This is a genomic window from Streptomyces sp. GD-15H, from assembly GCF_045291515.1.
GTDB lineage: Bacteria > Actinomycetota > Actinomycetes > Streptomycetales > Streptomycetaceae > Streptomyces.
Map to the genome: position 1 here is coordinate 8,371,968 of NZ_CP149447.1, position 25,454 is coordinate 8,397,421.

Consider the following 25,454-nt stretch of genomic DNA (forward strand, 5'->3'; position numbering starts at 1 on the left):
TGTTCAGCGTGTTGAGCGGTGTGTTCGTTTCGTGGGTGAGGTCTACACGCAGCCGGGTGTCCGGCGTCGGTGGAGATTGGTGGGCTGAGCTGGGTGTTTGGTGTTGCGCAGTGTGCCGGGTGGGGCAGTGGTTCTTGCGCAGGGTGATTGGCGCGCCCATAGGTACGGGAGATGTTGGGCGTGGGGGGTGACGCTCGGCCGGAGCGTGAGTTTCAGCGGGTGTGCAGGCGTTGCCAGAGCAGGTCGTGGTCGGCGGGTGCGAGGCGGGGCAGCCGGAGGCGGTCGGCGAGGTTGTGGAGGAAGGCGGTCTGCTGCGCGCGTGTCAGGGGGTACGGGGACAGGCGGTCAAGGGCAGCGGCGAGGGTGAGGGTCTCGGGGTAGGTGATCAGGTTCCGGCAGGTCAGAGCGGGGGAGGCCGGGCCTGGGGGATGTGGGGGTTGGCGTCGGTGAGGCGGTCAAGGCGTGTGAGCCACCGCTGGTGCAGGTGCTGTTGGTGGTCGTACCAGCGTGTCGTGATCGTCGATGCCCAGTTCAGGGAGGCTGTCGTCGCACGGCGGCCTGTGGGGCGGGGCCGGGCGAGTTCGGGGACGGGGCGGATGTCGAGCGGGGCGGGGTGCCGGGGGTCGCTGGAGGCTTGCTGGTGGCGGGTGCAGATCATGATCCGGGGCGAGTTGGGTGCCGGGTGGATCCACGCGGGGGCGGTTTGGTGGGGGCTGCGGCGGATGGTGCAGGCGGTGCACGCCGGCAGCGGCTGCACGGCGGGCGGGATGGGCTGCCAGCGGGCGATGGCGTCGTGGGCCGTGCCGATGGAGGCGGGTGGGGGCTGACGGGCCAGCGCGCGGGTGAGGTGTGCGGGCGGGATGCGGGTGAAGGCGGACAGCCGGTGGGCGGCTTCGGCGCTGAGGTGGATGTCGGTGGCGGGCGGGGCCGCGAAGGTGCCGGTGGTGGTGATGTGCAGGCCGTCGAGGAGTTGGGCGGCGCTCAGTTGGTAGGTGGCGGCGAGGCGGGTGAGGTAGGAGGCTGCTGACTCGCGGGGCAGGGGCCTGGTCCGCAGGGCGCCGGGCTGGGACGGCCACATCGTGCGTGCCCGCACCACCGGGCTGCTCCAGGTGTGCGCGGTCACCGGCCGCTGGGTCGGGTGCGGCGGCTCGTCGGGGTTCGGGGCCGGTAGTGCTCCTCGGCGAGGTGGTCCAGTGCGATGGAGTCCAGCAGGGTTTTGGTGATGCGTTCGTGGCCGTTGAGGATGGCTTCGATGGCCGCCTGGCGGATGAGGCGGGCCAGGCTGCCGATGCGGCCGGCGGTCCGTTCGTGCAGGTAGGGGGCGAGCTTTGGCAGGCTGCCGGTGCGGTGGGAGCGGAGGTCGAGGGCCGCTTCCAGCGCGGCGATCAGCTCACGGAACGGCTCGCGTGATCCGGCGCGGGCGGGCAGTGCCCCGCAGTCGATGAGTGAGGCGCGTCCGGCCAGCTGCGCGCCGCGGACCCCGCTGAACACCGTGCTGGTGGTGACGTCGATGCCCGCGTACACGAACGTGGCGCCGACGCGTTCGGTGAGGTCCTTGAGCCAGTCGGCGGCCTCCGCGCCGTTGGAGGTGCGGGGGTTGAGCCGGTGGATCTCATCGATCAGCACCAGTTTCACTCCGGCCTCGGTGTAGGTGTGGCAGACGGCGGTCGTGATCTGCGCGGTGGTCATGCGGGTGGTGACGGGGATACCGAGATAGCGGGCGAACTCGCAGGCCAGGGTCTTGGCGGTGGCGCCGGGCGGCACCAGCACATACGCCACGGGCACGCCGGTGTCGCCCGGGGCGGCACGGCGGGTGTGGGCCAGGTGGCAGGTCCGGCCGACCTCGAGCAGTGCGGTGGTCTTGCCGGTGGTGGCCGGGCCGGTGACGATCAGGGATGGGCGGGCGGTGACGCTCTGGCTGCGGCCGAGGATCATCAGTGTGCGCACACTGCGCGAGAGGCTCTCGATGGCCGGGGTACGCACGGTGACGAACTGCGAGTGGTAGGCCAGGCGTTCCTCCACCGAGCGTGCTGGCTGGCCCGGTTGCAGGGGAGCGGGCGGGGCGGTATGGGCGAACCGGGCGAACGCATCGAAGGTGGTGACAGTCCCGGGGGAGGCATCCTCGGCGGCGGGTGGGGTGCGGGGGCTGGTGGTCACCAGTGCTCGGCCTCCTCAAAGGCGTCATACAGTGCGGAGCGGCCCACAGGCGGGGAGGGTTCCTCACCGTCGTCGGGGTGGCCGACGGCGTCGGGAAAGTGGGCTTCGAGGGCGTCGAGACTGCCCTCGGCCGGCGTGTCGTCATCCGCCGTCTGCGCCGTGCTTGCCGCTGCCGCGGGGCCCGCCGCCGCTGCGGCGGGTACGCCGGTGCCGGGCAGGGTGCGGGCCCGGCGCAGGACCTGGTCGGCTGCTTCGGCCAGGTCGGCCTCGTGCTCCTCGCGGCCTGCGCGCCGGCCCAGGGCGGCGCGGATGCGGCGCCAGATGGTCTCGCTCATCGGGGCGTGGACGTGGTCGCGGTGGATCCACGGGATTTCGTGCAGGCGCCCGTCGGGCAGGCGGATGTAGACCTGCCGCACGTCGTGCGGGTTGAGGTGGACCTCCCACTTGCCGCCGGGGCCGGTGGGGCAGGGGCGGCCGCGGTGCTCGTTGAGGACGGCGTGGTCGTAGGTGCGATAGTTGATGCGGATGCCGCGGCCGGTGACGGGGTGGAAGCGCACGGGCAGCAGTTCCAGATAGTCGGCTCCGGCCAGCGGCAGCGGCACGTACCCGCAGGTGCCCAGCAGCGCGCTCCACATTTCGTTCGGGGCCAGTGCCTTCTTGGGCAGGACCGGGTGGCGCAGCCCGTCGTGGGGGCGGTGCTGCCAGCACGCGGTGACCCACTCATCCAGCAGCTCCTGCAGCTGAGCCACGGTGAAGTGCGCTTCGTCCTCCACCGCGATACCGCGCTCAAGAACGTGGGAGCCGGTGTACCCGGCGACATGCTGCGCGAACAGCGAGTTGATACTCCCGAACGTCCGCTCGACGGCACCCTTGGCGGCCGGCGAGCGCGGCGGGGCGGGCTGCACACCGACGCCCAGGGTCTCGCAGGCGGCCAGGAACGCGGCGGAGACGAACACACGCCCGCGGTCGATGATGATCGTCTCGGGCACCACCACCGGCCGCGCCGCCGCCTGCTCCAGGCGCGCATCGAGGGCGAGCAGCCGGTCGTAGGGGACGGCCGCATGGGCCAGGCGCAGATGTGCGGGCCAGCCGGGCCGCGCCGGGTGGGGCACGGCCATCTCCGCCAGCAGCAGGGCCGCGTCCACCGCCTTCGTGCTCTCCTCGCGCAGCACGGCCGCCACCACCGACCGCGTCGCCACGTCCAGGGCGATGGTCAGCTCCGGGCGCACCGGGTGGCCGTCCTCGCCTACGGCCATCACATCCAGCCGGGTGGTGTCGACCTGCACCAGCTCGCCCGGCCGCAGCGCCACCGTCGGCGTGAACGGCCGCACCGGCGTGGCGGTGGCGGTGCGGGCGGGGCGGCCGGGATGCTCCAGCGGGTCGGCCAGTACCCGCACCAGCCGGTTGAACGTCGACGGCGGCGGCACCTTCACCACCCCTGGCCCGTGGGTGTCGGCCAGGATCTGCCCGGCCAGCTGCCGCAGCCCCTTCAGAGTGCCCTTGGACCGGCCGCGCTGGCGGCGCAGCGCCTCCAGCACGGCGGCCACCACTCGCTCATCGGCCCGCCCCGTTGCACGGGCCTGCCGGCGGGGGATCAGACCCATGAGGCCGCCCGCGTGGTAGCGGGCGCGCATGCGGCGCACGGTGGCCCGGCTGACCTGCGGCCAGCCCAGCTGTGCGAGTTCGTCGGCCTTGGCCTGCTCCCGCTCGGCCATCGACCGCTGCTCGGGGTCGTATGCGGGCCGGGGCATCCCGCCGCTGCCGGGGCCGCCGGGCAGCCCGGTCTCGATCTCGCGGATGTGCCGCTGCCAGGCCAGAGCCCGCTCCCGCTCCCGCGCGGGCACCGCCTCCATGAGCCCCCACGGCACCACCCCGGGCGCGGGGGAGTCCACCACCGCGAACGCGGGGTCGGCGAACAGGAACGAGGCCAGCACCGACGCCGTCTGCCCGCCCTCGTCGACCAGGCGCACCGACGCCCCCGCCACGGCGGCCACCTGCCAGGCGCGGCCCTCGAACGTCACATACGCCCCCAGCTGCACCTGCCGGTGCCGGGCAGCGGCCACCGGGCGGCCGCCGCGCGCGCTCACCACTGCCCGGCCTCCGCCCGCGCGTCCCACAACCCGAACTCCTGCCCCCCATCGGCGGTGCCGTCGGCAGCCGGGCCGCCGCCCGGTTCAGGCACAGCCATTGCGTCGGCCACCTGGCTCGTCGGCCTGCCGGCTAGTGCCCCCGCTCCGGCGCCTGGGCCTGCCCCGGAAAAGGTCCCGCCGCTCGTGCGGCCGGCGAGGACCTGGGTGATCCGGCGGTGCACGGTGGCGTCGAAAAGCCGCTGCGCATGCGCCTGGTCGGTCCAGGGCAGGGGGTGCAGGAAGCTGTCGGGCAGCCGGATGTAGACCTGCCGCACGTCGTAGGGGTGGTGGTGCACTTCCCAGGGCCTTGTCCCCGAGGGGTGGACACCTGTTCGTGTCGTTATGCGGCGAGTGTCAGGGTAGCCGACTGTTGCTCGTAGGCGATCGGTGCCTGCTGTCCGTTCGCCGAGTGTCGTCGGCGGGTGTTGTAGCGGGTGGTCCAGCGGAAGACGGCCAGGCGGCAGGCGCGGGCCCCGTCGAAGCGGCGGGCGCCGCGGAGCGTCTCGCGTTTGAGGGCCGCGTTGAAGCTCTCGGCGAGCGCGTTGTCCGCGCTCGTGCCGACCGCGCCCATGGACTGCCGCACCCCCAACTCGGCGCATATATCGGCGAATTGGCGGGAGGTGTACTGCGCTCCGTGATCGCTGTGGAAGACGGCTCCGGCCAGGCTGCCGCGGGTCGCGGCAGCTGCCCGGAGCGCGTCGGCGACCAGCGAGGTGCGCATGTGATCGGCGATCGACCAGCCCACCAGGCGGCGCGAGAAGCAGTCGATCACGGTCGCCAGATACAGGAACTCGCCGTCACCCACCGGCAGGTAGGTGATGTCGCCGACGTACTTGGTGTTCGCCGCCGTGGCGGTGAAGTCGCGCCCGAGCAGGTCCGGCACGGGCGTGGCGGACGGCTCGGGCACGGTGGTGACCTGGCGCCTGCGCAGCCGCAGCCCGGCGATGCCGTACTTGCGCATGACCCGTCCGACGCGCTTGTGGTTCACGCGCTCACCGTCGTCGCGCAGCTCGGCGGTGATCCGGGGCCGGCCGTAGGTGCCGTCCCACTCGGCGTGCACGGCCCTGATCCGCTCGGCGAGCGCGGCGTCCGCCCGCTCGCGGGCGGCGCGGGCCTCCCGGCCGGCCCGCCATTTGTAGAAGCTGGAGCGGGCGACCTCCAGCACGTGACACAACCGCTTCACGCCCCAGGCGCGGTGGTGGTCCTCGATGAACTTGAAGCGGTTCACCAGTTCATCTCGGTGGCGAAAAACTTCGTCGCCTTGCACAGGATGTCCCGTTCGGTGGCCAGGGTCGCGTTCTGCTTGCGCAGGTCCTTGTTCTCCGCGCGCAGGGCCGCTATCTCGGCCTCCAGCTCTTCCTTCGTGGCCTCGCTCACCGGGACGTCCTTCGTGCTCTTGATCATGGCGCCGCTCTTGCCGCGGCGGGCCCGCTCGGCCCGCACCCAGTTGCGCAGCGTCTCCCGGCTGATCCCCAGGTCCTTGCCGATGCCCTCGAGGGTGTGGCTCGGATCCGACAGGTACAGCGCGACAGCGTCCGCCTTGAACTCGGGCGAATAGACCTTCATCACCATAAGAGGTCCCTCCTCCCCGGCCCCTGCCGGGGCCGGGCTCAGAGGTGTCCACCGCTCGGGGACAGGTCCCAATGGCGAGTTGACGTACCTGTGGCGGGCCGTCGACCAGCACGGGAACGTGCTCGACATCCTCGTGCAGAGCCGCCGGGACAAGGCCGCGGCCCGGCGCTTCTTTCGCCGCCTGATGAAGACGAGGCGCGCGGTGCCGCGGGTGATCGTCACGGACAGGCTCCGCTCCTACGGCGCTGCCCACCGCGAGGTCATGCCCTCCGTCGAGCACCGGCAGTCGAAGTACCTGAACAACCGGGCAGAGAACAGTCATCAGCCGACCCGCCGGCGCGAACGCGCGATGAAGGGCTTCCGCTCCGTCGGCGGAGCGCAGCGGTTCCTGTCCGCGTTCAGCGGCATCTCGCCCCACTTCCGGCCCCGCCGCCACCTGATGACCGCCACCGGCTACCGCGCCGAGATGACCACCCGCTTCGCCGTCTGGGACCAGGTCACCGGTATCGCCGGCCCGTCTGCCGCAGCTTGAACACGGAGTCGGGACCAGGCCTCACCGCACCCGACACGCCGTCAGGCACTCACACACCCCACAACGTGACAGCGCCCCGCGCTGGCCGAACGCCCCCGCACCTTCCTCGTGGACGAGGCCCAGTGGCCAGGCGGGGAGGCGTGTGGATGAGCCGGTTGTCTCGCTGGCGGGGGTTGCGTTTCTTTCGGTGGGTCGTTGAGTTCGTTGGTGGCGGCATTGTTGTTCAGGTGCTGCCTTAACGGACGGGGGCATCACCCCCGGCACGCTGCACAGCTGGGTCTCGCGCTGGCGCCGCAGCGGGACGGCATCGTCGGACCGGCCCGCGCAGTCCGCGGCCGGCGGACGTGTGCGCGAGGCCGAGCGTGCCGAGCTGGAGTGTCTGCGGCGGGAGATGATGGACCGCTTCACAAGTCCATGATCGGCAGCGAGTTTGAGAGCCACTCCTATCGGGTGAGTATTCGGAATGCTGGGGCAAGCGGAAGCGGGCCGACCGGCGGGAGCGCGTGGTCGCCGGCCGTGTCGAGATCGTCCACGGCCCCCGCGTGGCCCCCTGCGGTGTGACCCCTGCTGGAGGCCCGCCACGAATTCTTCGGATCATGCTGTAACGATCGGGCGGCGCACACCACTTCCTGGTGACAGACGAAACCTGGAGGACGGAGGTGCACGGCGTGTCCGATGATGCGGCACGTTTCACCGCGATGTACGACACCTGCCGACAACGCGTCTGGGCATACGCGGTCAGCCGCGCGGGGCGGCAGGTGGCGGACGAGGTGGTGAGCGAGACCTTCACCGTGGCCTGGCGCCGTATCGGCGACATACCCCAGCCGCCGCTGCCCTGGCTGCTCGGCGTGGCCCGCAACATCCTGCGCGAGGCCGGACGTGCCGAGGGCAGGCGCGCCTCGCTCGCCGCCGAGCTGCGGGACTGGACGGACCCGGTCGAGGGCGACATCGCCGACGACGTCGCCGACCGGATCGCGCTCCGCAACGCCCTGGCGTCCCTGGGCGACGACGACCGCGAGGTGCTGATCCTGGCCGCGTGGCAGGGGCTCACCGCCCGTGAGGCCGCCCGCGTCGTCGGCTGCACGGCCGCCACCCTGCGCGTGCGGCTCCACCGCGCGCGCCACCGGCTCGCCAGGGCGGTGGCGGTACGGGACAAGGCGTCGCCGGTACGCCCCCATGTCCGCCCCCGACTCAGCACGGCAGGAGAGGAAGTGTGATGAAGCACGACGAGCTGATGCGTCGACTGACCGATGCCCGTCCCGGATACCTCGATCCCGGCAGGCCGGTCGACCCTGAGGTCCGGCGGACCGAGCTGGAGGGCGTCATGGCGCGGTCCGGGGAGCCGCAGGTGGCACCGGGGAAACGGGGAAGGAGCCGCGTCGGCGTGCGACCGGCGTGGAGCGTGGCCCTGGCCGGCGCGGCGGCCGTGGCGGCCGCGGCCCTGGTCGTCACCACCGCCGGGCTGCCCGGCGGCGGGCCGCGGCCCGAGGCGGGCGCGCCCGCCACCGCCTTCACCGAGTCCCGCATCCTGCTCGCGGCCGCCTCCGACGTCGAGAAGACGGAGGCGACCTCGGGTGCGTACTGGTACCAGGAGGAACGCATGGCGTCGCTGCGAAGCGTCCCGGGCAAGGACTACAAGCTCTACGTCCGGTACGGGTCCAAGAGTTGGCTGACGAAGGGGCCGGCAAGCGCGACCGGCGTTGGACGCTGCACATCGACGCCGGGGCCCGGCCCGCCACCCCGGCCGACGAGCAGGCCTGGCGCGCCGACGGCTCGCCGAAGCAGTGGGACCTGACGGACTACAGCCAGGCCGCCCGACGCGACCTCCAGCGCGAGTGGAACAGGAACGGGCGCAACGCTGACGCGCCCCCCGAGCCCGAGCCGGAGATCGTCACCTGGGACGGCAGGGGCGGGATCGCGGGCGACGCCCCCGGTGGCGTCGCGGACACGGTCTCGGGTGGGGCGGAGATCGGCCTGGCGGAACTGGAGTCGCTGCCCACCGACCCGGAGCGGCTGCGCGAGCGGCTGGAGCAGCTCGTCGACGAGCAGGACAACGCGCCGGAGCACATCCTGCGGGAGTTGCTCGGCGAGACGGCGGAGAACCTCGCCCTCGAGCTGCCGGTGTCCCCGCAGCTGCGGGCCGCGGCCTACCGGGTGCGTGCCTCGCTGCCGGGCGTGCGGGACGTCGGTGAGGTCACCGACCGGTCCGGGCGCCCGGGGTACGCCGTGGAGCTCAAGAGCCTGCAGCCCGAAGCACAGATCAAGCGCCGCTTGATCTTCGACAGGGAGACCGGACTGCCGCTGTCGGAGGAGGCGTACGCGACCTCCGCCCACAACGGATACCGGGTGGGAGAGCTCGTCGGCTACGTCACCTACACGGCGATGCGGTGGACGGACCAGGCCCCGCCGTTCGACAAGGACTTCCCGGCCGACAAGCGGTAACACCCGGACGTGGAGACCGACGTCAAGCCCGCCGACAAGCGCTGACCTCACCCGTGCCCGCCGACCCCGTGCCCGCCCGCGCAGGCGGACACGGGGCGTGGGGGCGCAGCGCGCCCCGGGGGCTACGGTGTGACGGCGAAGTTCCGCAGGATGCGTCCGCGAGGCCCGGGTCGCCATCGGCCTTCACCCGGTCCGCGACCGCGGCGGCTTCACCCGTCTGCAGGCCGGCCGTACGCACGTCTCCCAGTCCAGCGTCAGCGTTACCTCGGGCTCCAGCGACGGGCTGCCGTTGTGACCAAGCCCTTGCCGTCCGCGTCCCCCCAGACCGTCCTGGGAACACCACCGGACCGGTCACATTGCTGACACGGGCATCGGTTTTCACTGTCATGAGGCGATGGGTCCCCAGGTGGTCTGCTGGCATGAAGCCGAGAGATCGCACCGGACGCCCCACCGGCGCCCGGGCTGAAGCCGCGTGCACCGTGGGTCACACGATCATCCTTTCGCCCACCTGATACGTGGTTGTGGCATCCACTTCAAAAGCCTGCTGTACTCTCTGGCTTTTTAACGATCTTGTGCGTGCGGGTGTGTAGCGGTCCGTCCGCTTCCCGCAGCCGAAAAAGGGGGCACGATGAAGACCGTGAGATGGGCGGTCGCCACTGCGGTGGCGGCCGGGCTGTTGGCGGCCTGTGGCAGCGGTGGTACGGCGGGGGAGAGCGGCTCGGACGGTTCCTCACCGGAGGTTTCCGCGTCCCCGAAGCCGTCGGTGAAGGCACCGGAGGGCTTCGACACCTCCAAGGGCTGGCACACGTCCCTCGATTGGTTGCCGAAGGAGGACTCGGAGGTGGCCTCCCGCCCGCCGGTAGGGTCCGCGCCCAAGGCCGGCATCGTCGCCTTTCTGCAGCGCAAGGGCGAGGGCTACGTCGTCGAGGCCCGCGACGCGGCCACCGGCGAGCTCCGGTGGAGCAGCCGGGAGTGGCAGCCGCCGGCCCCGACGGACAGCGGGAAGACCGGCGCGAAGCCCCAGCCGGCCCCTCAGCTCCTCGTCGTGGACGAGGACGGCCGGGAGTACGTCGCCCTGTGGGCGTACGGCAAGAACGAGACCGCCTCCGGTGACGCTTCTGGTGACGCCCCCGGCGAGGGTGCCTCCGACGAGAAACCAGGGGCGTTCTCCCTCGTCTTCTACCCGGCCGACTCCGCCGGGAAGGAGGTCGCCCCCGCCCCCGCCGTGACCGTCCCGGCGGACGCCAACAGCGGCCTGGAGGTCCACGACGGAGGGAACGGGGTCGTGGTCCGCTGGACCCCCTCGTGGGCGGTCGGTCAGGACTCCGCGACGATCGACATCTCGGACAACCGCGTCCAGACATACAAGGACGAGGAGGTGGAACTGCCCCCCGTCTGCGAGAACAAGGGGTGGGACAGCTGCCGGGGCAAGGTGGCCGGGCTCTCCCCCGACGGCCCGTTGGTCGAGGAGAGCACAGGCGGTTTCGGTGTCGGCGGGGCCTGGCTGTCGCGTGACGCCATTCCGCCGGGCACCACCCAGTACAAGGCTGAGGACGAGGGCCGGGTGTGGCAGATCCTCGGTGACCACGTCGTCTCCTCCTGGAGCACCCCCAAGGGCGCGGCGGGCTGGGGCGCGACGCCGGTGATGGCCGTGCACGACCTGAAGTCCGGGAAGCTGACGATGTCCACGGTGTGCGACACGGGGGCCGGGCCGCAGAACGTCCCCTTCCAGCCCGCCCTGTCGCCGAACGGCCGCTACGCCGTCGCGGGCACCCTCGCCCTGGACTTCGAGCAGGACAAGGCGCACTGCCTCGTCGAGGACGACGACCGGTCGCCCGGGATGAGCGACGACGACCGGGGCGTCCATCTGGTGTCCGTCGGCGACGACGGCATCGCCTACGGCTACCGGAACGACGACGCGGTCTCCGCGAACGTGCCCGTCGCCGTCCCGCTCGACACCGGGAAGATCCAGGCGCTGCCGGAGGGCACCGAGATCCCGTTCGTGTCGCTGCCGGACGTCGGAGGGTTCGCGCTGCCCGCGGACGGCCCCGGGCGGCAGTTCGTCTTCCACCCGCGCCGCTGACGGACCCCGGACACGGTGGGTCCGACCGGTCCTCCCGGCTGATCCCCAGATCCTTGCGATGCCCTCGAAGGTGTGGCTCGGGTCCGCCAGGTACAGCGCGACCGCGTCCGCCTTGAACTCGAGCGAGTAGGCCTTCATCACCATAAGAGATCCCTTCTTCCCGGCCCCTGACGGGGCCGGGAAGAAGGGATCTGCCCCTCGGGGACGGGCCCCCTGGACACCACTGCCGGTCTCGCCGCCACCCTGGCCCGTGTCGCCGGCGCCTTGCGAAGCCTCACGGCAGGCGAGTAGGACCGCACCCAGTGTGTTGTCGGTGCCCTTCGGAATTGCGATGTGTCGGGTTCGTGTCAGTGGAGTGGTCGGCAGTCGCCGGCGGCTGCCTTCCGTCGTCTTTTCGCTGGTCACGGTGAGGGTATGTGACGGCCCGCCGCTGACACCGGGGTGACACTGGTACCGGATTCCACTGTCATGAGGCGATAGACCGCCCAGGTGGTCTGCTGACATGAAGCCGAGAGGTCGCAGCCGTGCCCGGCGCACCTGGCGGTGAACGCCTCCCGGCCGGCGCGGTAGGCGCGGGAGGTGGACTTCGGGCGGGAGGCGGCGAGGGCCGCGACGGCGGCCGGGGACAGGTGGCGGTCGGGGTCGGCCGGGACGCTCTCGGCGCGGCGGACGAGCTCGCTCACGTGGTTTCTCCGTGGCGGGCGGTGAACTCGGCCCAGGTCAGGGTCTCAATGATTTGCTCGGGGGTGATGTGCATCCCCTCGAAGGGGCGGATGTCGCCGCTCTGCCGTCTCTTGTAGACGGTGACGGTGTCGTCGGGGTCGGGGTAGCCCGGGCCGTTGGTGGCGCTGGTGATGAGCTCCTCGGGGTCGGTCTCGGCGCGGTAGTAGCCGCGCAGGCAGTCTTTCCAGTGCACGCGGTAGCCGACGCTCATGTGTTCGGTCCCCCTCGGATTTTGGCTGACGGGAACGCCTCTATATCACTAACGAGCTCGTGCACGGTAGGCGGCGAGGCGTCGAGGACTTCGGCGGGACCCTGTGTTCACGTCTGCGGTGCCGATGCCAGGTCGGTGATCTGCTGGTGGGACAGCAGGCCAGCGACAGCTTGGACAGTGTCGCTCATGTGCTCACGGCGGCCGAGGTGACGGGCCAGGGCCCGCCAGTTCTTCAGGTGGGCGATGCCGTGCTCGACCCGGATGCGTCGTGAGGAGTGCGCCTTGCGCTGCCGCTCGTGCATTTCCTCGTACCAGGCGGGGGCGTTCTTCTTGAACTTGCGGTGCGGCGGCGTGATCACCCTCCCGCTGGTCTGCGCGCCCAGGCCCTGGTAGCCGGCGTCGGCGAGGATCTCCACCGCAGGTCCCTGGGCCAGGAGTTTGACCAGTCCCAGCTGGCGGGCGTGGGTGATGTCCGCGCAGCTTCCAGGCTTGGTCGGGCTGCAGAAGAGCACGCGGCCCTCCCCGTCCGTGACGACCATGGTCTTGACGGCGTTCTGCTTGTTCTTGCCGGAGATGAACTTCTCCCGGTCCTTGCGCCCGGCGGCTGGCCGCCGGACCCGGATCTCGGTGCCGTCGACGATGCCCGTCTTTCCGCTGGCGCCGAGGTGGTCGACGACCTCGGCGAGGGGCCGCAGCCGCACGCCGGGGCTGACGGTGCAGCCTCGCTCGGCGAGCAGGGGGCGCACCTCGCCGATGGCGCGGGTGATGGTGGAGCGGTCCACGCCGAACCAGCAGGCCAGCACGTCATGCGTGGTCGCGTGTCGGAGGTGCACGAGGGTGGCCAGGAGCCGGTCGACAAAGACCAGCCGGTGTTTCGCTCCGGCGCCCACGGCCCGTCTCCGCGGCCTGGACACCAGCCTGGCCTGGTGCCGTTCATGCCACAACGGGCCTACCTCGGCGACCAGTTCAGCGATCACATCGGCCGACAGGCCCGTGATCCTTCGGTCACTGACGATCGCTGCACGAGTCGCGTTCCCCATCACACGACCATGATCGACGATCAGGAGCCCGACGCCTCACCGCCTACCGTGCACGAGCTCGTAAGCGTTGTCCCGTAAATGATCTACGGCATGCCGGTTGACCAGCGTTGTTCCCCGGTCACCCGGCGAGGGCGAGGTTGTGGAGGCGGGCGATGCCGAGCATGGCGTAGTGGACGCCGTCGCCTTTGAGACGGCAGTCGCGGAGGATCTTCCAGGTCTTCATGCGGGCGAAGACGTGCTCGATGCGGGCGCGGACCTTGCGGTGGGAGCGGTTGTGGTCCTCTTTCCAGGCCGGGAGTCCGGTCTGGCCGGGTGCGCGGCGGTGCGGGATGACCAGGCCGGTGCCCCGGTAGCCGCCGTCCGCGATCACCGTGGTGGGGCGACGGCGGCCTTCGCGCCGGACAGCTCCCACGCCGTGCAGTCGTTGCGGTTGCCGGGCAGTGGCCGGCCGACGGCGACGACGAGCCGGGTGTCGGCGTCGATGACGACCTGGTGGTTGGTGGAGTACCGGTAGTTCTTGGACTGCTCGGCGATGGTGTGGTCGCGGGTGGGGACCAGGGTGCCGTCCACGATCAGCACGGTGTCCCTGCGGAACCGTTTGCGCTGCTGGAGGGCGAGCTGCGGCCCGAGGTGGTTGATGATGCGGTCGGCGGCCGACTTCGAAATACCGAACAGCGGGGCGAGTTGGCGCAGGGTGAGGTTGGTGCGCCAGTAGGCGGCGACCAGCAGCACCCGGTCCTCCAGCGGCAGCGACCACGGTCGGCCCCGCCGCACCTCGTCCGCGCCCTCGCGGCGCAGCATGGTGATCAGCTTGCCGAACTGGCAGGGGCTCAACCCGGTGAACGGGGCTATCCAGGACGGCTCGGACGCGGTGATCACTGCTGCCACACCAAGATCATGACAGGTTCGGGTGCTTGATTCGCCGGGCGATGTCCTGCGTTGGGACAGCGTGCCGCGCTACGTTCGGGGGATGCAGCAGTCTTCCGGGCAGGTTCCCGCGCTTCTCGACGGGCCTGGCGTCGACGTCTCCGACGCGCGCGAGCTCCTCTTCGGCTACCTGGAGTGGTACCGCGAGGCGCTCATGCGGAAGATCTCCGGTCTGTCCGACGGCCAGCTCCGTACGCCCGTCGATCCACTGGGCTGGTCGCCGCTCGGTTTGATTCAGCACCTCGGCTGGGTCGAACGCCGCTGGATACGCTGGGGATTCGCTGCCGAGGACGTCCTGGCCTACCCACCCGGCGGAGACGAAGCCGAATGGGGCATCCCCGCCGACAGGCCGACCGCAGAGGTTATGGCCGCCTACCGTGACGAGGTGACCGCGACGACCTCCCTGGTCGCGGCTGCCGGTCTGGCGGACAAGGCCCGCCTCGGCGGCCGCTTCCGGGCACCCGAGCAGGCTCCCTCCCTCGGACGGATCCTCTTCCACCTGCTTCAGGAGTACGCCCGCCACGTTGGCACCTCGACGTCGCCCGAGAACTGATCGACGGGAAGACGGGCGAGTAGCGCCCCGACGAGGCACCGCCAGTCCAATTACGGGACAGCCTTTACGAGCTCGTGCACGATAAGCGGTGGGGCGGCGGCCGCTGATCGTTGATCATGGTCATGTGGTGAGGAACTCGACGCGTGCAGCGATCATCACAGACCGCAGGATCACGGGTCTGTCGGCCGGCGTGATCGCCGAACTGGTAGCGGAGATAGGTCCGTTGTGGCACGAACGGCACCAGGCCAAGCTGGTGTCCCGGCCGCGGAGACGGGCCGTGGGCGCCGGAGCGAAGCACCAGTTGGTGTTTGTCGACCGGCTCCTGGTCACGCTCGTGCATCTCCGCCACGCGACGACGCATGACGTGCTGGCCTGCTGGTTCGGCGTGGACCGCTCCACCATCACCCGGGCCATCGGCGAGGTGCGCCCCCTGCTCGCCGAACGGGGATGCACCGTCAGCCCCGGCGTGCGGTTGCGGACCCTGGCCGAGGTCGTCGACCACCTTGGTGCCCGTGGCAGGACCGGCATCATCGATGGAACGGAAGTCCGTGTCCGGCGGCCGGCTGCCGGGCGCAGAGATCGCGACAAGTTCATCTCCGGCAAGAGCAAGCAGAACGCCGTCAAGACCATGGTGGTCACCGATGAGGACGGCCGTGTGCTGTTCTGCAGCCCGACCCGCCCCGGAAGCTGCGCGGACATCACCCATGCACGGCAGTTGGGACTGGTGAAACTGCTGGCCGAAGGGCCCCCGGTGGAGATCCTCGCCGACGCCGGCTACCAGGGCCTGGGCGCGCAGACCGGCGGCCGCGTGATCACGCCACCGCACCGGAAGTTCAAGAAGAATGCCCCCGAGTGGTACGAGGAGATGCACGAGCGACAGAGGAAGACACACTCCTCGCGCCGCATCCGAGTCGAGCACGGCATCGCCCACCTGAAGAACTGGCGGACGCTCGCCCGCCATCTCGGCCGCCGCGAGCACATGAGCGGCACCGTCCAGGCCGCAGGGGCGATGCGTTCTCAGGCTGTGAGTCGGAGCATGGCTGTCGCGTGCTGGGGGCGTGACCGGTAGTGATCGGCTGCGGCGGCGATGTTGGTCCAGCCTGCCTGGCGCATGAGTCCGATGGCGAGGTTGCGCAGGGTGGCCATGGCGCGGGGTGCGGTGCCGGTGCGTACTCGCGAGGCGTCCTCGCCGAACGTCACGTCTCTGACGTGGTGCAGGGCCTCAACTGACCAGTGATTCTGGACTAGTTCGGCCAGTTGCGGCGGGCTGGCCTGTTCGGGCGGGAGACTGGTGACCGCGTAGACGGTCTTCGTCTCGACCTTGCCGGTTTTGCGGTTGGTGCGGCGGCGCTTGATCTCTATGGCCTGGACAGCGTGCGGGAAGAGCAGGCCGGGACGGACGGTGCAGACCTTCAGACGGCGGACCTCGCGGCGGCCGTGCCCGGCCCCGGTGGTGCGGGCCTGCAGCGGGATCTGGCGCCAGGGCAGGCACCGCAGCTGCTTGCGCAGCTTCTTCTGGTTCCCCTTGACCACCAGGAGGTAGTGGCCGCCGGCGGCGATGACGTGCTCGGCGTGGGTGCGCTGGGTGTGCATCGCATCGGCGGTGACGACGACGCCGTCCAGATCGATCCGGTCCAGCAGTGGGGCGAAGGCGGGGATTTCGTTGCTCTTCGCGGTGACCTGGCGCTGGGCGATCACTGTCTGGCAGGCATGGAGCGCGGCGGCGAGCAGGTGGACGGCTGAGCCGTCGGTGCGGGATCCGCGCACGGTCTTGCCGTCGACGGCCAGGCCGACCAGCGTGTCACCGGCTTTGTCGACCGGGTCGGTGGTGTACCGGGCGAGCCAGGCGCCCACGGCGTCGTCCAGTGCGTCACCGTTCAGGCGGGCGAGGAGCCGTCCCAGCGTGGAGGCGTTCGGCGTGCTGGAGGGCAGCCCGAGTTGTTTACGCAGGTCGTAGTCGGTATCGGCGGCGAAGCGGGCGATGGCGGCCAGGGACGTGGCTCCGCCGAGGACAGCGACCAGGCACAGAGCGAGCAGGGAGCCCAGGCGGTAGCGGCGGCCCCGGACCCGGCGGGGATCGGGTACCCGCCCCAGCACCTCGGCCAGGGAGGTGAACTGCTGCGGTTCCGGATCCGGGCAGGCGGAGTCGATGTCCTCGCAGTGGCGCTGCAGGACATCGATCAGGGAAGATGGCACGCGAACGCGACCCCTGTTCGTGATCAAAGGCTTCGACAACCTTGATCATCAGGGGTCGCGTCTCTCGTTGCCGAACCGGGCGAACCGCATGCAGCGGCGCGTACTCAGGCGATCAGCTCATCTCGCCAGATGAGAACGCATCAGCCCTGGTCCAGGCCGTAGCCGCTCTGCTGTCACATCAGCAGATGGCAGACCTGAACCCGGCACAACAGATGTGAACACGGAGCCCCCTCGAAGGCCCCGACGCCCCACCGCTTATCGTGCACGAGCTCGTTAGGTGCCCGCATTCACTGCGATTGCCTGTTCCGGCCGTCTTCCGGCTGGCACCCTACAAAGACCGGCTGAACCTGAGGGGGAAGGTGATGCGTCGTGTCCCTTGCGAGCCAATACCGGATGTCGGTACTGCATATCGACCGCGACGCCGACCTGCCGTTGCTGTACGTCTACCTGCCGGAGGAGAACGCGTTCCAGACGCTGGGATATGTACGGCTGAGGGGGGTCACCGTCTGGGGCGGCGTCAGCCATGCCGGACCGGACACGGACGACCAGCGCGACAGATTCCTGCTTAAGGTCCTGACCGCGCTGTTGGTCCCGCCGCGCGAGGCGCAGCGCATCGTGCACACGGCCGATCACGTCTCTGAGCGAGGAAGCCCGTCCGCGCCCCAGCCGAGGACGGGCTTCGTTGTCCACGAGCCGTATGCCGGTTTTCCTCGGCTCTCTGCCGAGCCAGGGGAGCAGGGCGGCACGCACATGAGCGTGCCCGGCGTCGTCGTGGGACTGCTGGGCGGCCTGTTCCTCGGCTGGCTGTTGGCGGGCTGGAACGGCGCGGTGATCGGCGCGTTCGTCGGCGCGTCGACGTTCCCCGATTTGTTCGTGGGCGGCTGGCAGGCCGTGCACGCACACAGCCCCCGCAACTATGTGGAGAGCCACGACACAGTGGCCATACTGCTGGTCGCAGCCGGTACGGTCGCGGGGGGTGTGCTCGGCTACGTGCTCGGGAGCGAGGGCTTCGGCCAGGCGCGCGGTGTCTTCCTCGGCATGGCGCTGACGGCGTTCGCGCTCGCCCTGCTGGCCACGACCTTCAGCATGGTGCCGTTCCGGCAGCGGTCGCCGGTCTGGTTCGGCCCGCTGGTCGTGGGCGCGCTGACCTGGGCCGCGCATTCACTGTGGAGCAGCCCGGCGGGGCTGGCTCTGGGGATCATTGTGGGGACAGTGGTCGCGGGCTCTCTGGCGGGGCGGGTCGGCGGTGTCGGCTGACCGGGCGTACGGCGGTAGTGGGACGTGGTCAGGCGTCCGGGGACCCGTCCTCGGGCCGTCCGCCCTCGTGGTTGGTGGGAGCGATGTCCCACGACCGGGACGCGGCGTCGTAGGAGATCCGGAAGCACCCGTCGGCCTCCTCCAGCGCGGCCACCACGTCCCGCAGATCCCGGGCGGCCTCCGGTGGCAGCCGCTTGGGCATCCTGATGACCAACCGGCCCTCCCGCGCGATGATCTCGAGGCGTTCGGCCTCGGCGAGGCCCGCGTCGGCCTCCTCGCGTCGCCCGGGGCGGACCAGGCCGGCGATCTTGGGCCAGACCTCGTCGCCGGCCTTGGTCGCGATGGCGGAGAGGAAGGGTTGCAGTGCCGCGGTGGTCACGACCGCCGTCGCCAGGTCCAAAACCCCGATGCGTTCGCTGCTGTCGCCCAGGTCGCAGTTCCAGCAGCGCGCGGGCGTGCGCTGGTGGCCGCAGGACGGGCACGGGAACTTCGACGCGTCGCCTGTCATCCTCACCTCTCACGGGTGATCACCGGTGGGCCGTCGCGTCAGCGTGCACCACAGGCCGGATCGGCGCAAGGCGAAGCGTGAAGGCGGCAAGTACCGTGCGAGGGAAGGGGACGGGGTGGCCGAACTGCTGATGAAGCACAATCAGCTCGCCCGCCGCGCTCTGTGGTTGCTGCAACGCGCCCGCAGGAGACGCAGCGTCAAGAAGCTGAAAACCGCGCGCCGTGCGTTCGAGAATGTTCTGGAGCTCATGTCGCCCCACCACCCGGACCGGCCGGCGTGCCTCAGCAACCTGAGCGCCGCCCTGTGCCTCCAGTACGAGTGGACGTGGGACACCGCCGCCCTCGACCGGCTCCTGGAGGTCAACAAGCTGATCACACAGAGCCTTTCCGAGGAGCACCCGGCCCGGGGCCTGCACCGGCACAACCTGCAGAACGTCGTGGTGGAGCTCGTGTCCAGGCCCCGCCGGCCCGGCCTGCTCGCCCATGTGGTTCCCCTCGCCAGGGAGGCTGCGGCCGACCCCGCCTACCGTCCGGCCTTCCGCGAGGCCCTGATCGGCGGCCTGGCCGAGTTGTTCGAGCGCACCGAGGACACGGCCGTTCTGCAGGAGCTCGTCGCGCTGGACCGGGAGAGGGTGGCCTCCGTCCCGGCCGACGATCCCGACGTCGGGGCATTCCTTGGTGATCTTGGGAGGAGTCTGCGCACGCTCGCCCTGCTGACGGGACAGCAGGAGTGGCTGGTGGAGGCCGTCGCCGTGGGGCGGCGGGCGGTCAAGAGGTGCCCGTCCGGGGACGAGCATCGTGCGACGTGCCTCAACAACCTGAGCAACTCGTTGCATGCCCTGTTCGTTCGGCAGGGCCGGTCGCTGGCGACGTTGCGTGAGTCGGTGGCCTTCGCTCGGCAGGCGGTCGAGGCGGCGCCGGACGGGCATCCGGACCGCTCGTCCTGTCTGGACGGCCTTGGGATCGCGCTGCGCACGCTGTTCGAGGAGACCCGGGAACTCGACGCACTCCACGAGGCGGTGCAGGTCAGCCGGGAGGCCGTCGCCCAGGCCGGGCCGGACGACGCCAAGCGCGCCCGGTGTCTCGGCAATCTGAGCGCAGTCGACCAGGAGCTGTTCAAACGGACCGGGGACAGGCAGGCGCTCCTGGAAGCGGTCGCGGCCTCCCGCGAGGCCGTGGAACTGAGTCCCGCCGGCACCTCCCAGCGGGCGGGCTGGCTGAGCGACCTCGGCAACGCACTGCACATCCTGTCCCAGGGACTGTATGCCGGGTCTGCCGAGGGCAGCACCGGTGGAGGGGAATCGGTGCCGCAGATCGACGTTGTACCGGCCCTGCGGGAAGCGGTCCGGGTGGCCAGGGAGGCGGTGGTAGCGAACCCGCACGACGACACGGAACGCGGCGGACGGCTGAGCAACCTCAGCGTGGCCGCCCGCACCCTCTTCGAACTCACCGGCGACCCCGCGGCGATGGAGGAGGCCGTACAGGCCGCCCGTGACGGCGTCGCGGCCGCGGCGGCCGGCACGACGGCCCGTGCGACAGCCCTGCTCTCCCTGGTCCGGGCACTCGCGCAGCGCTCCGCCGATTCGGACGTCCTGCGGGAGATGCGCCGCTGCTGCGCAGAACTGGAGGCATCGGCGACCACTTCGCGGAACCGCGTCATCGCGCACCTGTACCTCGGCCGGGCGGCGATGTCGGCCTGGCTCGAGGCCGAGGCCGCGCTGGCGGCGTACGAGAAGGCCGTAGCCTGGTTGCCGGAGATCGCCCCGCGGCAACTGCTGCGCCCCGACCGCGAGTACGGGCTCGCCGAGTTGGCGGGACTTCCGGCCGAGGCCGCGTCGGCGGCCCTCAACCTCGGCCGACCCGAGCACGCCCTGCTGTTGCTGGAGCATGCGCGCGGCCTGCTGCTGCGCGAAGGAATGGGCGGCCGCGACGACCTCGGCGAGCTGCGCCGCGCCGACCCGGCGGCGGCCGGGGAATTCGTCCGGCTCAGGGAACTGCTCAATGCCTCCGACCAGACGAGCGTCGACCTCTACCACGAAAACCATGGGGTGCACGGAAACCACGGGAACCTCAGGAGCGTCCCGGCGGCGGCCCGGCACGGCGGCAGGGCCCAGCGGCACCGAGAGCTCGTCGGGCAATGGGAGGCTCTGCTGGCCCGGATCCGCGCCTTTCCCGGCCTGGAAGGCTTCCTGCTCCCGCCGACGATCGAGTCCCTGCGCCGTCGGCCGGCGGGTGGACCGGTCGTGCTGGTCAACCCCAGCCCGTTCCGGTGCGACGCGCTGATCCTCACTCGCGACGCCCCCGTCCGCGCCCTGCGGCTGGACTGCGACTACGCCGAACTGCGCGAGCGGGCCCATGCCTTCCAGCGGTTGCCGCTCGCCGCGCAACGGACGTCCACCGGTCCGTCTCGGCCGGACGAGGCACGGCTGCTCGATCACCTGGCCTGGCTGTGGGAACACATCGGCCAACCAGTCCTGGACGAGCTCGGCCTGCTGTCTCCCTCGCCACGCCCGACGGAGGACGCCCCCCGGATCTGGTGGTGCCCGGTCGGGGCGGCGGCGTTCCTGCCGCTGCATGCCGCGGGCCGACACGGTGGCGCCGGCCCGGACGCCTGCGCCACGGTCATGGACCACGTGGTCTCCTCGTACACCTCCACGGTGCACGCGCTCCAGCCCAACGACGACCGCCACACCACCGAAGCGGGCACGCCCGCGCCCGGCTGCAACAAGGTCTTGGTCGTCGAGGTGAGCGAGGCGCCCGGGACGCGTGCCCTGCCGGGTGCCCGGTTCGAGGCACAGCGTCTCGCCGAGCTCGCGCCGGACCTGACCTCGCTCACCGGTGCCCAGGCCACCCGGGACGCCGTTCTCGGGGCGCTGCCCGGACACACCATCGCCCACTTCGCCTGCCACGCGGTCACCGACCCCCGGTCCCCGTCCCTCAACCGGCTGCTGCTGCACGATCACGACTCGGCCCCACTCACCACGATCGAACTGGCGGCACTGAACGTTCCCCACGGCAGACTGGCCTACCTGTCGGCCTGCGAGACGGCACGTTCGAACGAGCGACTTGCCGACGAGGCCGTGCACATCGCCACCGCCTTCCAACTCGCCGGCTACCGCGACGTCATCGGCACGCTCTGGCCGGTCGTGGACAGCGCCGCCGGACGCATCGCGGATGACTTCTACACCGGCCTGCCCCGTCCTTCGACCCCGACAACGCCGCCACGATCCTCCATCGCGCCGTCCACGGCCTCCGCACGGACGCGCCGGACAAGCCGTCACGCTGGGCCGCGCACATCCACCTCGGCGGCTAGTACTCCAGCCGGACTTCTGTATTTACCCTGGTCAACGGCCTGGCGGTGGGAAGTGTAGCGGGGGTGCGGCACGGGTGGGACGGTCTTGGGCCGGCCGTCCCACCCACGGGTGCCCGCGCCGCATGTCATGACAGCGTCGGGCACGTGCCTGGTGGCGGCACCGTCATCGGGACCAGTTCACCGCGTGGTCGCGGCACGCAGGACGGCGGCGGGGTTCAGCTGCCGGCAGACGACGGATTTCGGCCGGTGTGAGGTCCACGAGGTCGGGTGTGTCGGCTTCGGCACCCCTTTTTCGCGTTCCTGTACGGCCATGGCGGCGAGGAAGGTGTGGGCGAGCATGGCGAGCGTGATGTGCCGATACCAGCCGGTGTAGCGGCGGACCTCGTACTGGCCCAGGCCGCACTCGTTCTTCGCGCTCTGGAAGCACTCCTCGATCTTCCAGCGGCAGCCGGCGACACGGACCAGGTCGGCGACGGTGGCCTCCAGTGGGGCGCAGGCGAGGTAGTAGGCGATCTCGTCGGGCTTGCCGATGCTGCGGCGTGCAAGTATCCATCGCTGCCGGGTCGGCTCGTCGCCGTCGGGCTCGGCCACGGCGGGCAGACGGGCGGCGGCCCCATCGTAGAACCGTTCGCCCTTGGCTCCCGGCCCCGCCGACAGACGCTGCCATGCCTCAGAGGGGGCCTGGGCGATGAGATGGTCGATGCGCGGGCCGTTCACCTGCTGTGACTTGGGGACGGCGACGACGTAGGCGAGCTGGGCGTCTTCCAGGAAGCGCCGGAAGCGGGAGTCCTGTCCGTAGGCGGAATCCGCGGTGACCCAGGCGATGGGAAGCGGGGAGGCCAGGGCGCGACGGATCATGTCGCGGGCGAGGTCGTTCTTGGTGGCGAAGGCACGGTCGTCGGGGACGCGGGCGGCCCGGCAGCGGTCGCGGTCGTCGGTCCAGGACCTGGGCAGGTAGAGCTCGCGGTCGACCAGGGCGTGGCCGCGGGTGGTGGCGTAGGCGACGAACACGCCGGTCTGGCAATTTTCTGTCCGCCCGGCCGTGCCGGAATACTGGCGCTGCACTCCGGCGGAGGTGGTGCCCTTCTTCACGAAGCCGGTGTCGTCGAGGATCAACACACCGCTCGGATGGCCGAGTTGTTCGGCCGCGTAGGCTTGCAGGTCGTCGCGCAGGCCGTCGGCGTCCCAGCGGCTGTGGGAGAGCAGGTGCTGCAGGCCGTGCGGGGTGGCGTGGCCCGCGTACTCGGCGAGCTGCCTGGGGGTTGGCCCCTGCGGAGACTGTTCTTGCGGCCGACCGGGGCGAGCAGGCCGCGTACGTAGTCCCGCATCCGCCGCCGGGGCTCGATCCGGGTGAAGCGGCTCCCGGTCCGCAGGAAGAGTTCTTCGAGTTCCTGGTCCCACGCGCTCGTCGGCGCATCGTTGAGCATGCCGAGGGATTGCTCGGACCCGCTCACGGGCATGCGGCAGACGCACTCGTTCGTGGGCGCGGTGGCAAAGTCCGTCCCGTGCACCCGTCCTCCCCGCTACACTCCACGCCACCAGGCCGCTGACCAGCCCAGATACCGAACTACGGCTGGAGTAGTACTCCAGCTGTAGTTCGTGATGATCCGCGGGACAGAGTGGAGGCATGACTACGTACGAGACGATGCCGTTCCACCTTGAGACCGAGCGGCTGATACTGCGGCCGTGGGCCGAGTCGGACGCCGCTGAGTTCTGCGCCCTCCTCTCCGAACGCGGCAAGGGGACCCCCACGGTTGAGCACATCCGGACGTCCATCGCGGAGCTGCTCACCGCGACGGCGACTACGGGGATCGCCCTGCTGCCCATCCAGCGCCGTGACGAAGGCGACTTCATCGGCTACTGCGGGCTGATCATCGGCCGCTCCACCCTGGAGGAGCCTGAAATCGCCTATGAGCTGTTCCAGCGCGTGCATGGGTGTGGCTACGCCACCGAGGCGGCCAGCGCGGTGCTCGATGCCGCTGTCGCGACCGGGCGGAAGCGGCTCTGGTCGACCGTCGGTGCGTGGAACACACCGTCGTTGCGTGTCCTTGAGAAGCTCGGGTTCGAACGGGATCACGTTTCCACGGAAGACAACGGTGAAGTGGTCTGGCTCACACGCTCGTTGCCGTGACGCGAGAGCACGCTCCCGGGGCTTCATGCTCGAGTGCGCTCCGGCGGAGCGCCAGCCTCGCTGTTTCACAGCGGCAGTCGGTTGATCTTGCGTCCGTGATGGCGCGTTGATTCCTGCCCGGGGACGGTGCCGGTCAGGGGTGCGCGTCGGCTGGCGTGCCGGATGACGCCGGGTTCCACGGGCCCGGCCTGCTGGTGGCCCCCTCTCGGCGCTCGATGTGATCGTTCGTTCTGGTCAGGTGGGGTACGGCAGAGCGAGGATGCGCCGGAAGGCGCGGATGATGCTGTCGGCCCAGGGCCAGGTGTCGGGAAGTTTCAGGCGTCGTTTCCGCTGGCCGCGGACGAGGCGAGCGGGCACGTGGAGGACGCGGTAGCGCAACGTCTTCGGAGTGGCCCTGGCCATCTCGCTGTCCAGGGCGAGGAGTTGGAACCAGCAGCGGAGATCGGCGGCGAGGGTGGTGGCGGTGAGCCAGGCGGCGTTGACGTTCAACTCGCGCGAGGGCAACAGGCCGATCCCGGAAGCCTTCTGATCGCGAATCTTGGGCTCGACCCTGGCGTGCTTGCGGTGCCGGCCGTCCAAGTGGGCGATCTGCCCCCGGCGATGGTTGGTCGCGAAGGTCTGGTAGCGCGCCTCGTGCTTGATCTCGTAGGCGCTGGCGTCCTTGACGTAGCGGGGGTGGAGGGGTTCCTTGCGGGCGATCACCCGGTGGTGCGGGGGCCAGCCCGGCAGGTTGCCGAGCAGGGCGGTGATGTCGGCGACGAACGCGTTCTCGCGCACGCCGCCATCCGGGCCGCCGCCTGGCTGCCACAGGCCCTGCTTGTCGCAGATCTCGATGGCGGCCTGTTCGCGTGCGGTGAAGGCCCAGCCGACGGAGTACTCCCAGCGGAACGTGGGGCTCTGGCGGCCGCCCGCGGAGGCGATCCAGTCGATCAGCTGGTGGGAGAAGCCCGCCCCGTCCACCCGGAAGAGGATCTTCTGACGCCGCCACCAGGGCAGTTGGGCCACCGCCCGGGTCAGGATGTCGATGTTCACCTCGGCGTCGTTGGCGCTGACGTTGCCCGGGTGCAGGGTCGCAGCCAGCTGTTCGCCGGTGTTGTCACAGGCGGCGACGAACACATGATGTCCGAGGAAGCCCTTGTAGGTGCCGTGGGCCCCCTCCTTCTCCGACGGTGCCGGGATCAGCGTTCCGTCGCTGTCGATCACGGTCCAGCCGGTCAGCGGCACCCCTTCGGCCTCCGCCTCGGGGAAACCCTCGGGCCGGTCGCGGAGCAGTTCGTACACGCGACGCCGCACCGTCGCACGGGCCCGTTCGATCCGGGAAAGTCCCTGCTCATCGGCCTCTTTCAGCACCCGCCACACGGTGGGGTGAGAAGCGACCGCGCCGAAGATGGGCCGCTGATGCTCCAGCAGCCGGATGTCACGGATGCAGGTCGCGCCCAGGGTGATCGCGACCGCGAGGTCCACCATCACCTGCCCCCGGTCGTGCAGCGGCACGAACCCCGGCCGGGCAAGCGCCGCCGACAGTGCCCCGGTCAGCCCCGTCCGCTCCGCGAGCAGCCGCAGATGCACCCCGCCCACATGCCCGACCTGCCCCTTCCCGTCCCCCGACATCGCCAGATTCCGGCTCCACTCGCTACCCTGCACGTGAAAGGTGCCCCCACCCGCTCATGATCCAAGCCTT

General features: G+C 70.8%; 19 protein-coding genes and 3 pseudogenes. 9 read left to right on the forward strand and 13 right to left on the reverse strand.

What is annotated here, in order from left to right; genetic code table 11:
- Positions 1-400 precede the first annotated feature (400 nt).
- From WJ438_RS39755 to WJ438_RS39775, 5 genes are all read right to left on the reverse strand, one after another.
- Positions 401-1,123, reverse strand: coding sequence for a TniQ family protein (locus tag WJ438_RS39755; protein WP_406729430.1), 723 nt, complete (start codon positions 1,121-1,123; stop codon positions 401-403).
- Complete coding sequence (locus WJ438_RS39760) at positions 1,120-2,160, reverse strand: TniB family NTP-binding protein (RefSeq protein WP_406729956.1); 1,041 nt, start codon at positions 2,158-2,160, stop codon at positions 1,120-1,122. Before WJ438_RS39760 ends, WJ438_RS39755 begins: the two co-directional genes overlap by 4 nt.
- Positions 2,154-4,247: a transposase gene (locus WJ438_RS39765; RefSeq protein ID WP_406729431.1), complete on the reverse strand. Its 2,094-nt coding sequence runs from the start codon at positions 4,245-4,247 to the stop codon at positions 2,154-2,156. The genes WJ438_RS39760 and WJ438_RS39765 overlap by 7 nt, the downstream gene beginning before the upstream one ends.
- A complete protein-coding gene (locus tag WJ438_RS39770) occupies positions 4,241-4,561 on the reverse strand; it encodes a hypothetical protein (protein ID WP_406729432.1) in 321 nt (106 codons plus the stop codon). Before WJ438_RS39770 ends, WJ438_RS39765 begins: the two co-directional genes overlap by 7 nt.
- A 65-nt stretch (positions 4,562-4,626) precedes the next feature.
- Positions 4,627-5,858 (reverse strand): IS3 family transposase gene (locus WJ438_RS39775; protein ID WP_406729433.1). Its coding sequence is split into 2 segments (ribosomal slippage): positions 4,627-5,537 and positions 5,537-5,858, totalling 1,233 coding nucleotides; the frame shifts between segments, so codons are not numbered across the junction.
- Positions 5,859-5,931: 73 nt separating this feature from the next.
- On the opposite strand from WJ438_RS39775, the pseudogene WJ438_RS39780 reads away from it, so the two are divergent.
- The 4 genes and pseudogenes from WJ438_RS39780 to WJ438_RS39795 form a co-directional block, all read left to right on the forward strand.
- A pseudogene (locus WJ438_RS39780) lies at positions 5,932-6,390 on the forward strand (transposase); the annotation flags it as partial.
- Positions 6,391-7,058: 668 nt separating this feature from the next.
- Positions 7,059-7,607, forward strand: coding sequence for an RNA polymerase sigma factor (locus WJ438_RS39785; protein ID WP_406729434.1), 549 nt, complete (start codon positions 7,059-7,061; stop codon positions 7,605-7,607).
- A 448-nt stretch (positions 7,608-8,055) separates the two neighbouring features.
- Positions 8,056-8,832 carry a CU044_5270 family protein gene (locus tag WJ438_RS39790; RefSeq protein WP_406729435.1) on the forward strand — a complete coding sequence of 259 codons (777 nt, stop codon included), beginning with the start codon at positions 8,056-8,058 and terminating at the stop codon, positions 8,830-8,832.
- A 628-nt stretch (positions 8,833-9,460) separates the two neighbouring features.
- Complete coding sequence (locus WJ438_RS39795) at positions 9,461-10,915, forward strand: hypothetical protein (protein WP_406729436.1); 1,455 nt, start codon at positions 9,461-9,463, stop codon at positions 10,913-10,915.
- 401 nt (positions 10,916-11,316) lie between these two features.
- Here the strand turns inward: WJ438_RS39795 and WJ438_RS39800 are convergent, their stop codons facing one another.
- The 4 genes and pseudogenes from WJ438_RS39800 to WJ438_RS39815 form a co-directional block, all read right to left on the reverse strand.
- The gene (locus WJ438_RS39800) at positions 11,317-11,598 is read right to left on the reverse strand and encodes a hypothetical protein (RefSeq protein WP_406729437.1); all 282 of its coding nucleotides are present in this window, start codon (positions 11,596-11,598) and stop codon (positions 11,317-11,319) included.
- Positions 11,595-11,849 carry a hypothetical protein gene (locus WJ438_RS39805; RefSeq protein WP_406729438.1) on the reverse strand — a complete coding sequence of 85 codons (255 nt, stop codon included), beginning with the start codon at positions 11,847-11,849 and terminating at the stop codon, positions 11,595-11,597. The genes WJ438_RS39800 and WJ438_RS39805 overlap by 4 nt, the downstream gene beginning before the upstream one ends.
- A 107-nt stretch (positions 11,850-11,956) precedes the next feature.
- Positions 11,957-12,739 (reverse strand): transposase family protein, encoded by a 783-nt coding sequence (locus tag WJ438_RS39810; RefSeq protein WP_406729439.1) that lies wholly within the window; start codon positions 12,737-12,739, stop codon positions 11,957-11,959.
- Between the two features lie 268 nt (positions 12,740-13,007).
- Positions 13,008-13,690 (reverse strand): annotated as a pseudogene (locus tag WJ438_RS39815) (transposase).
- A 169-nt stretch (positions 13,691-13,859) separates the two neighbouring features.
- Between WJ438_RS39815 and WJ438_RS39820 the strand changes: the two are divergent.
- Both WJ438_RS39820 and WJ438_RS39825 read left to right on the forward strand, forming a co-directional pair.
- Positions 13,860-14,369: a DUF664 domain-containing protein gene (locus WJ438_RS39820; RefSeq protein ID WP_406729440.1), complete on the forward strand. Its 510-nt coding sequence runs from the start codon at positions 13,860-13,862 to the stop codon at positions 14,367-14,369.
- Positions 14,370-14,496: 127 nt separating this feature from the next.
- Entirely contained in the window at positions 14,497-15,438 is a 942-nt protein-coding gene (locus WJ438_RS39825) for a transposase family protein (RefSeq protein WP_406729441.1), read from the forward strand.
- On the opposite strand, the gene WJ438_RS39830 is transcribed toward WJ438_RS39825, so the two are convergent.
- Entirely contained in the window at positions 15,387-16,565 is a 1,179-nt protein-coding gene (locus WJ438_RS39830; RefSeq protein WP_406729442.1) for an ISAs1 family transposase, read from the reverse strand. The two genes, WJ438_RS39825 and WJ438_RS39830, sit on opposite strands and share 52 nt — an antisense overlap.
- Positions 16,566-16,934: 369 nt before the next feature.
- Here WJ438_RS39830 and WJ438_RS39835 point away from each other — a divergent pair, with 369 nt between their 5' ends.
- On the forward strand, positions 16,935-17,822 hold the full coding sequence (locus WJ438_RS39835) for a hypothetical protein (protein ID WP_406729443.1): 888 nt from the start codon (positions 16,935-16,937) through the stop codon (positions 17,820-17,822).
- Positions 17,823-17,850: 28 nt separating this feature from the next.
- Here WJ438_RS39835 and WJ438_RS39840 read toward each other — a convergent pair whose 3' ends face one another.
- The gene (locus WJ438_RS39840; protein WP_406729444.1) at positions 17,851-18,330 is read right to left on the reverse strand and encodes a hypothetical protein; all 480 of its coding nucleotides are present in this window, start codon (positions 18,328-18,330) and stop codon (positions 17,851-17,853) included.
- Positions 18,331-18,445: 115 nt separating this feature from the next.
- Between WJ438_RS39840 and WJ438_RS39845 the strand changes: the two genes are divergently transcribed.
- Positions 18,446-21,700, forward strand: coding sequence for a CHAT domain-containing protein (locus WJ438_RS39845; protein WP_406729445.1), 3,255 nt, complete (start codon positions 18,446-18,448; stop codon positions 21,698-21,700).
- Between the two features lie 119 nt (positions 21,701-21,819).
- Here the strand turns inward: WJ438_RS39845 and WJ438_RS39850 are convergent.
- Positions 21,820-23,069, reverse strand: a pseudogene (locus WJ438_RS39850) (IS701 family transposase).
- Positions 23,070-23,269: 200 nt separating this feature from the next.
- On the opposite strand from WJ438_RS39850, the gene WJ438_RS39855 reads away from it, so the two are divergent.
- Positions 23,270-23,773: a GNAT family N-acetyltransferase gene (locus tag WJ438_RS39855; protein WP_406729446.1), complete on the forward strand. Its 504-nt coding sequence runs from the start codon at positions 23,270-23,272 to the stop codon at positions 23,771-23,773.
- 234 nt (positions 23,774-24,007) lie between these two features.
- Here WJ438_RS39855 and WJ438_RS39860 read toward each other — a convergent pair whose 3' ends face one another.
- Positions 24,008-25,417 carry an IS1380 family transposase gene (locus tag WJ438_RS39860; protein WP_406729447.1) on the reverse strand — a complete coding sequence of 470 codons (1,410 nt, stop codon included), beginning with the start codon at positions 25,415-25,417 and terminating at the stop codon, positions 24,008-24,010.
- Between the last annotated feature and the right edge of the window lie 37 nt (positions 25,418-25,454).

Coding starts and splice junctions, on each gene's coding strand:
- WJ438_RS39805 (WP_406729438.1), bottom strand. CDS start 11,849: ATGAGCGTCGGCTACCGCGTGCACTGGAAAGACTGCCTGCGCGGCTAC.
- WJ438_RS39855 (WP_406729446.1), top strand. CDS start 23,270: ATGACTACGTACGAGACGATGCCGTTCCACCTTGAGACCGAGCGGCTG.
- WJ438_RS39840 (WP_406729444.1), bottom strand. CDS start 18,330: ATGACAGGCGACGCGTCGAAGTTCCCGTGCCCGTCCTGCGGCCACCAG.
- WJ438_RS39795 (WP_406729436.1), top strand. CDS start 9,461: ATGAAGACCGTGAGATGGGCGGTCGCCACTGCGGTGGCGGCCGGGCTG.
- WJ438_RS39820 (WP_406729440.1), top strand. CDS start 13,860: ATGCAGCAGTCTTCCGGGCAGGTTCCCGCGCTTCTCGACGGGCCTGGC.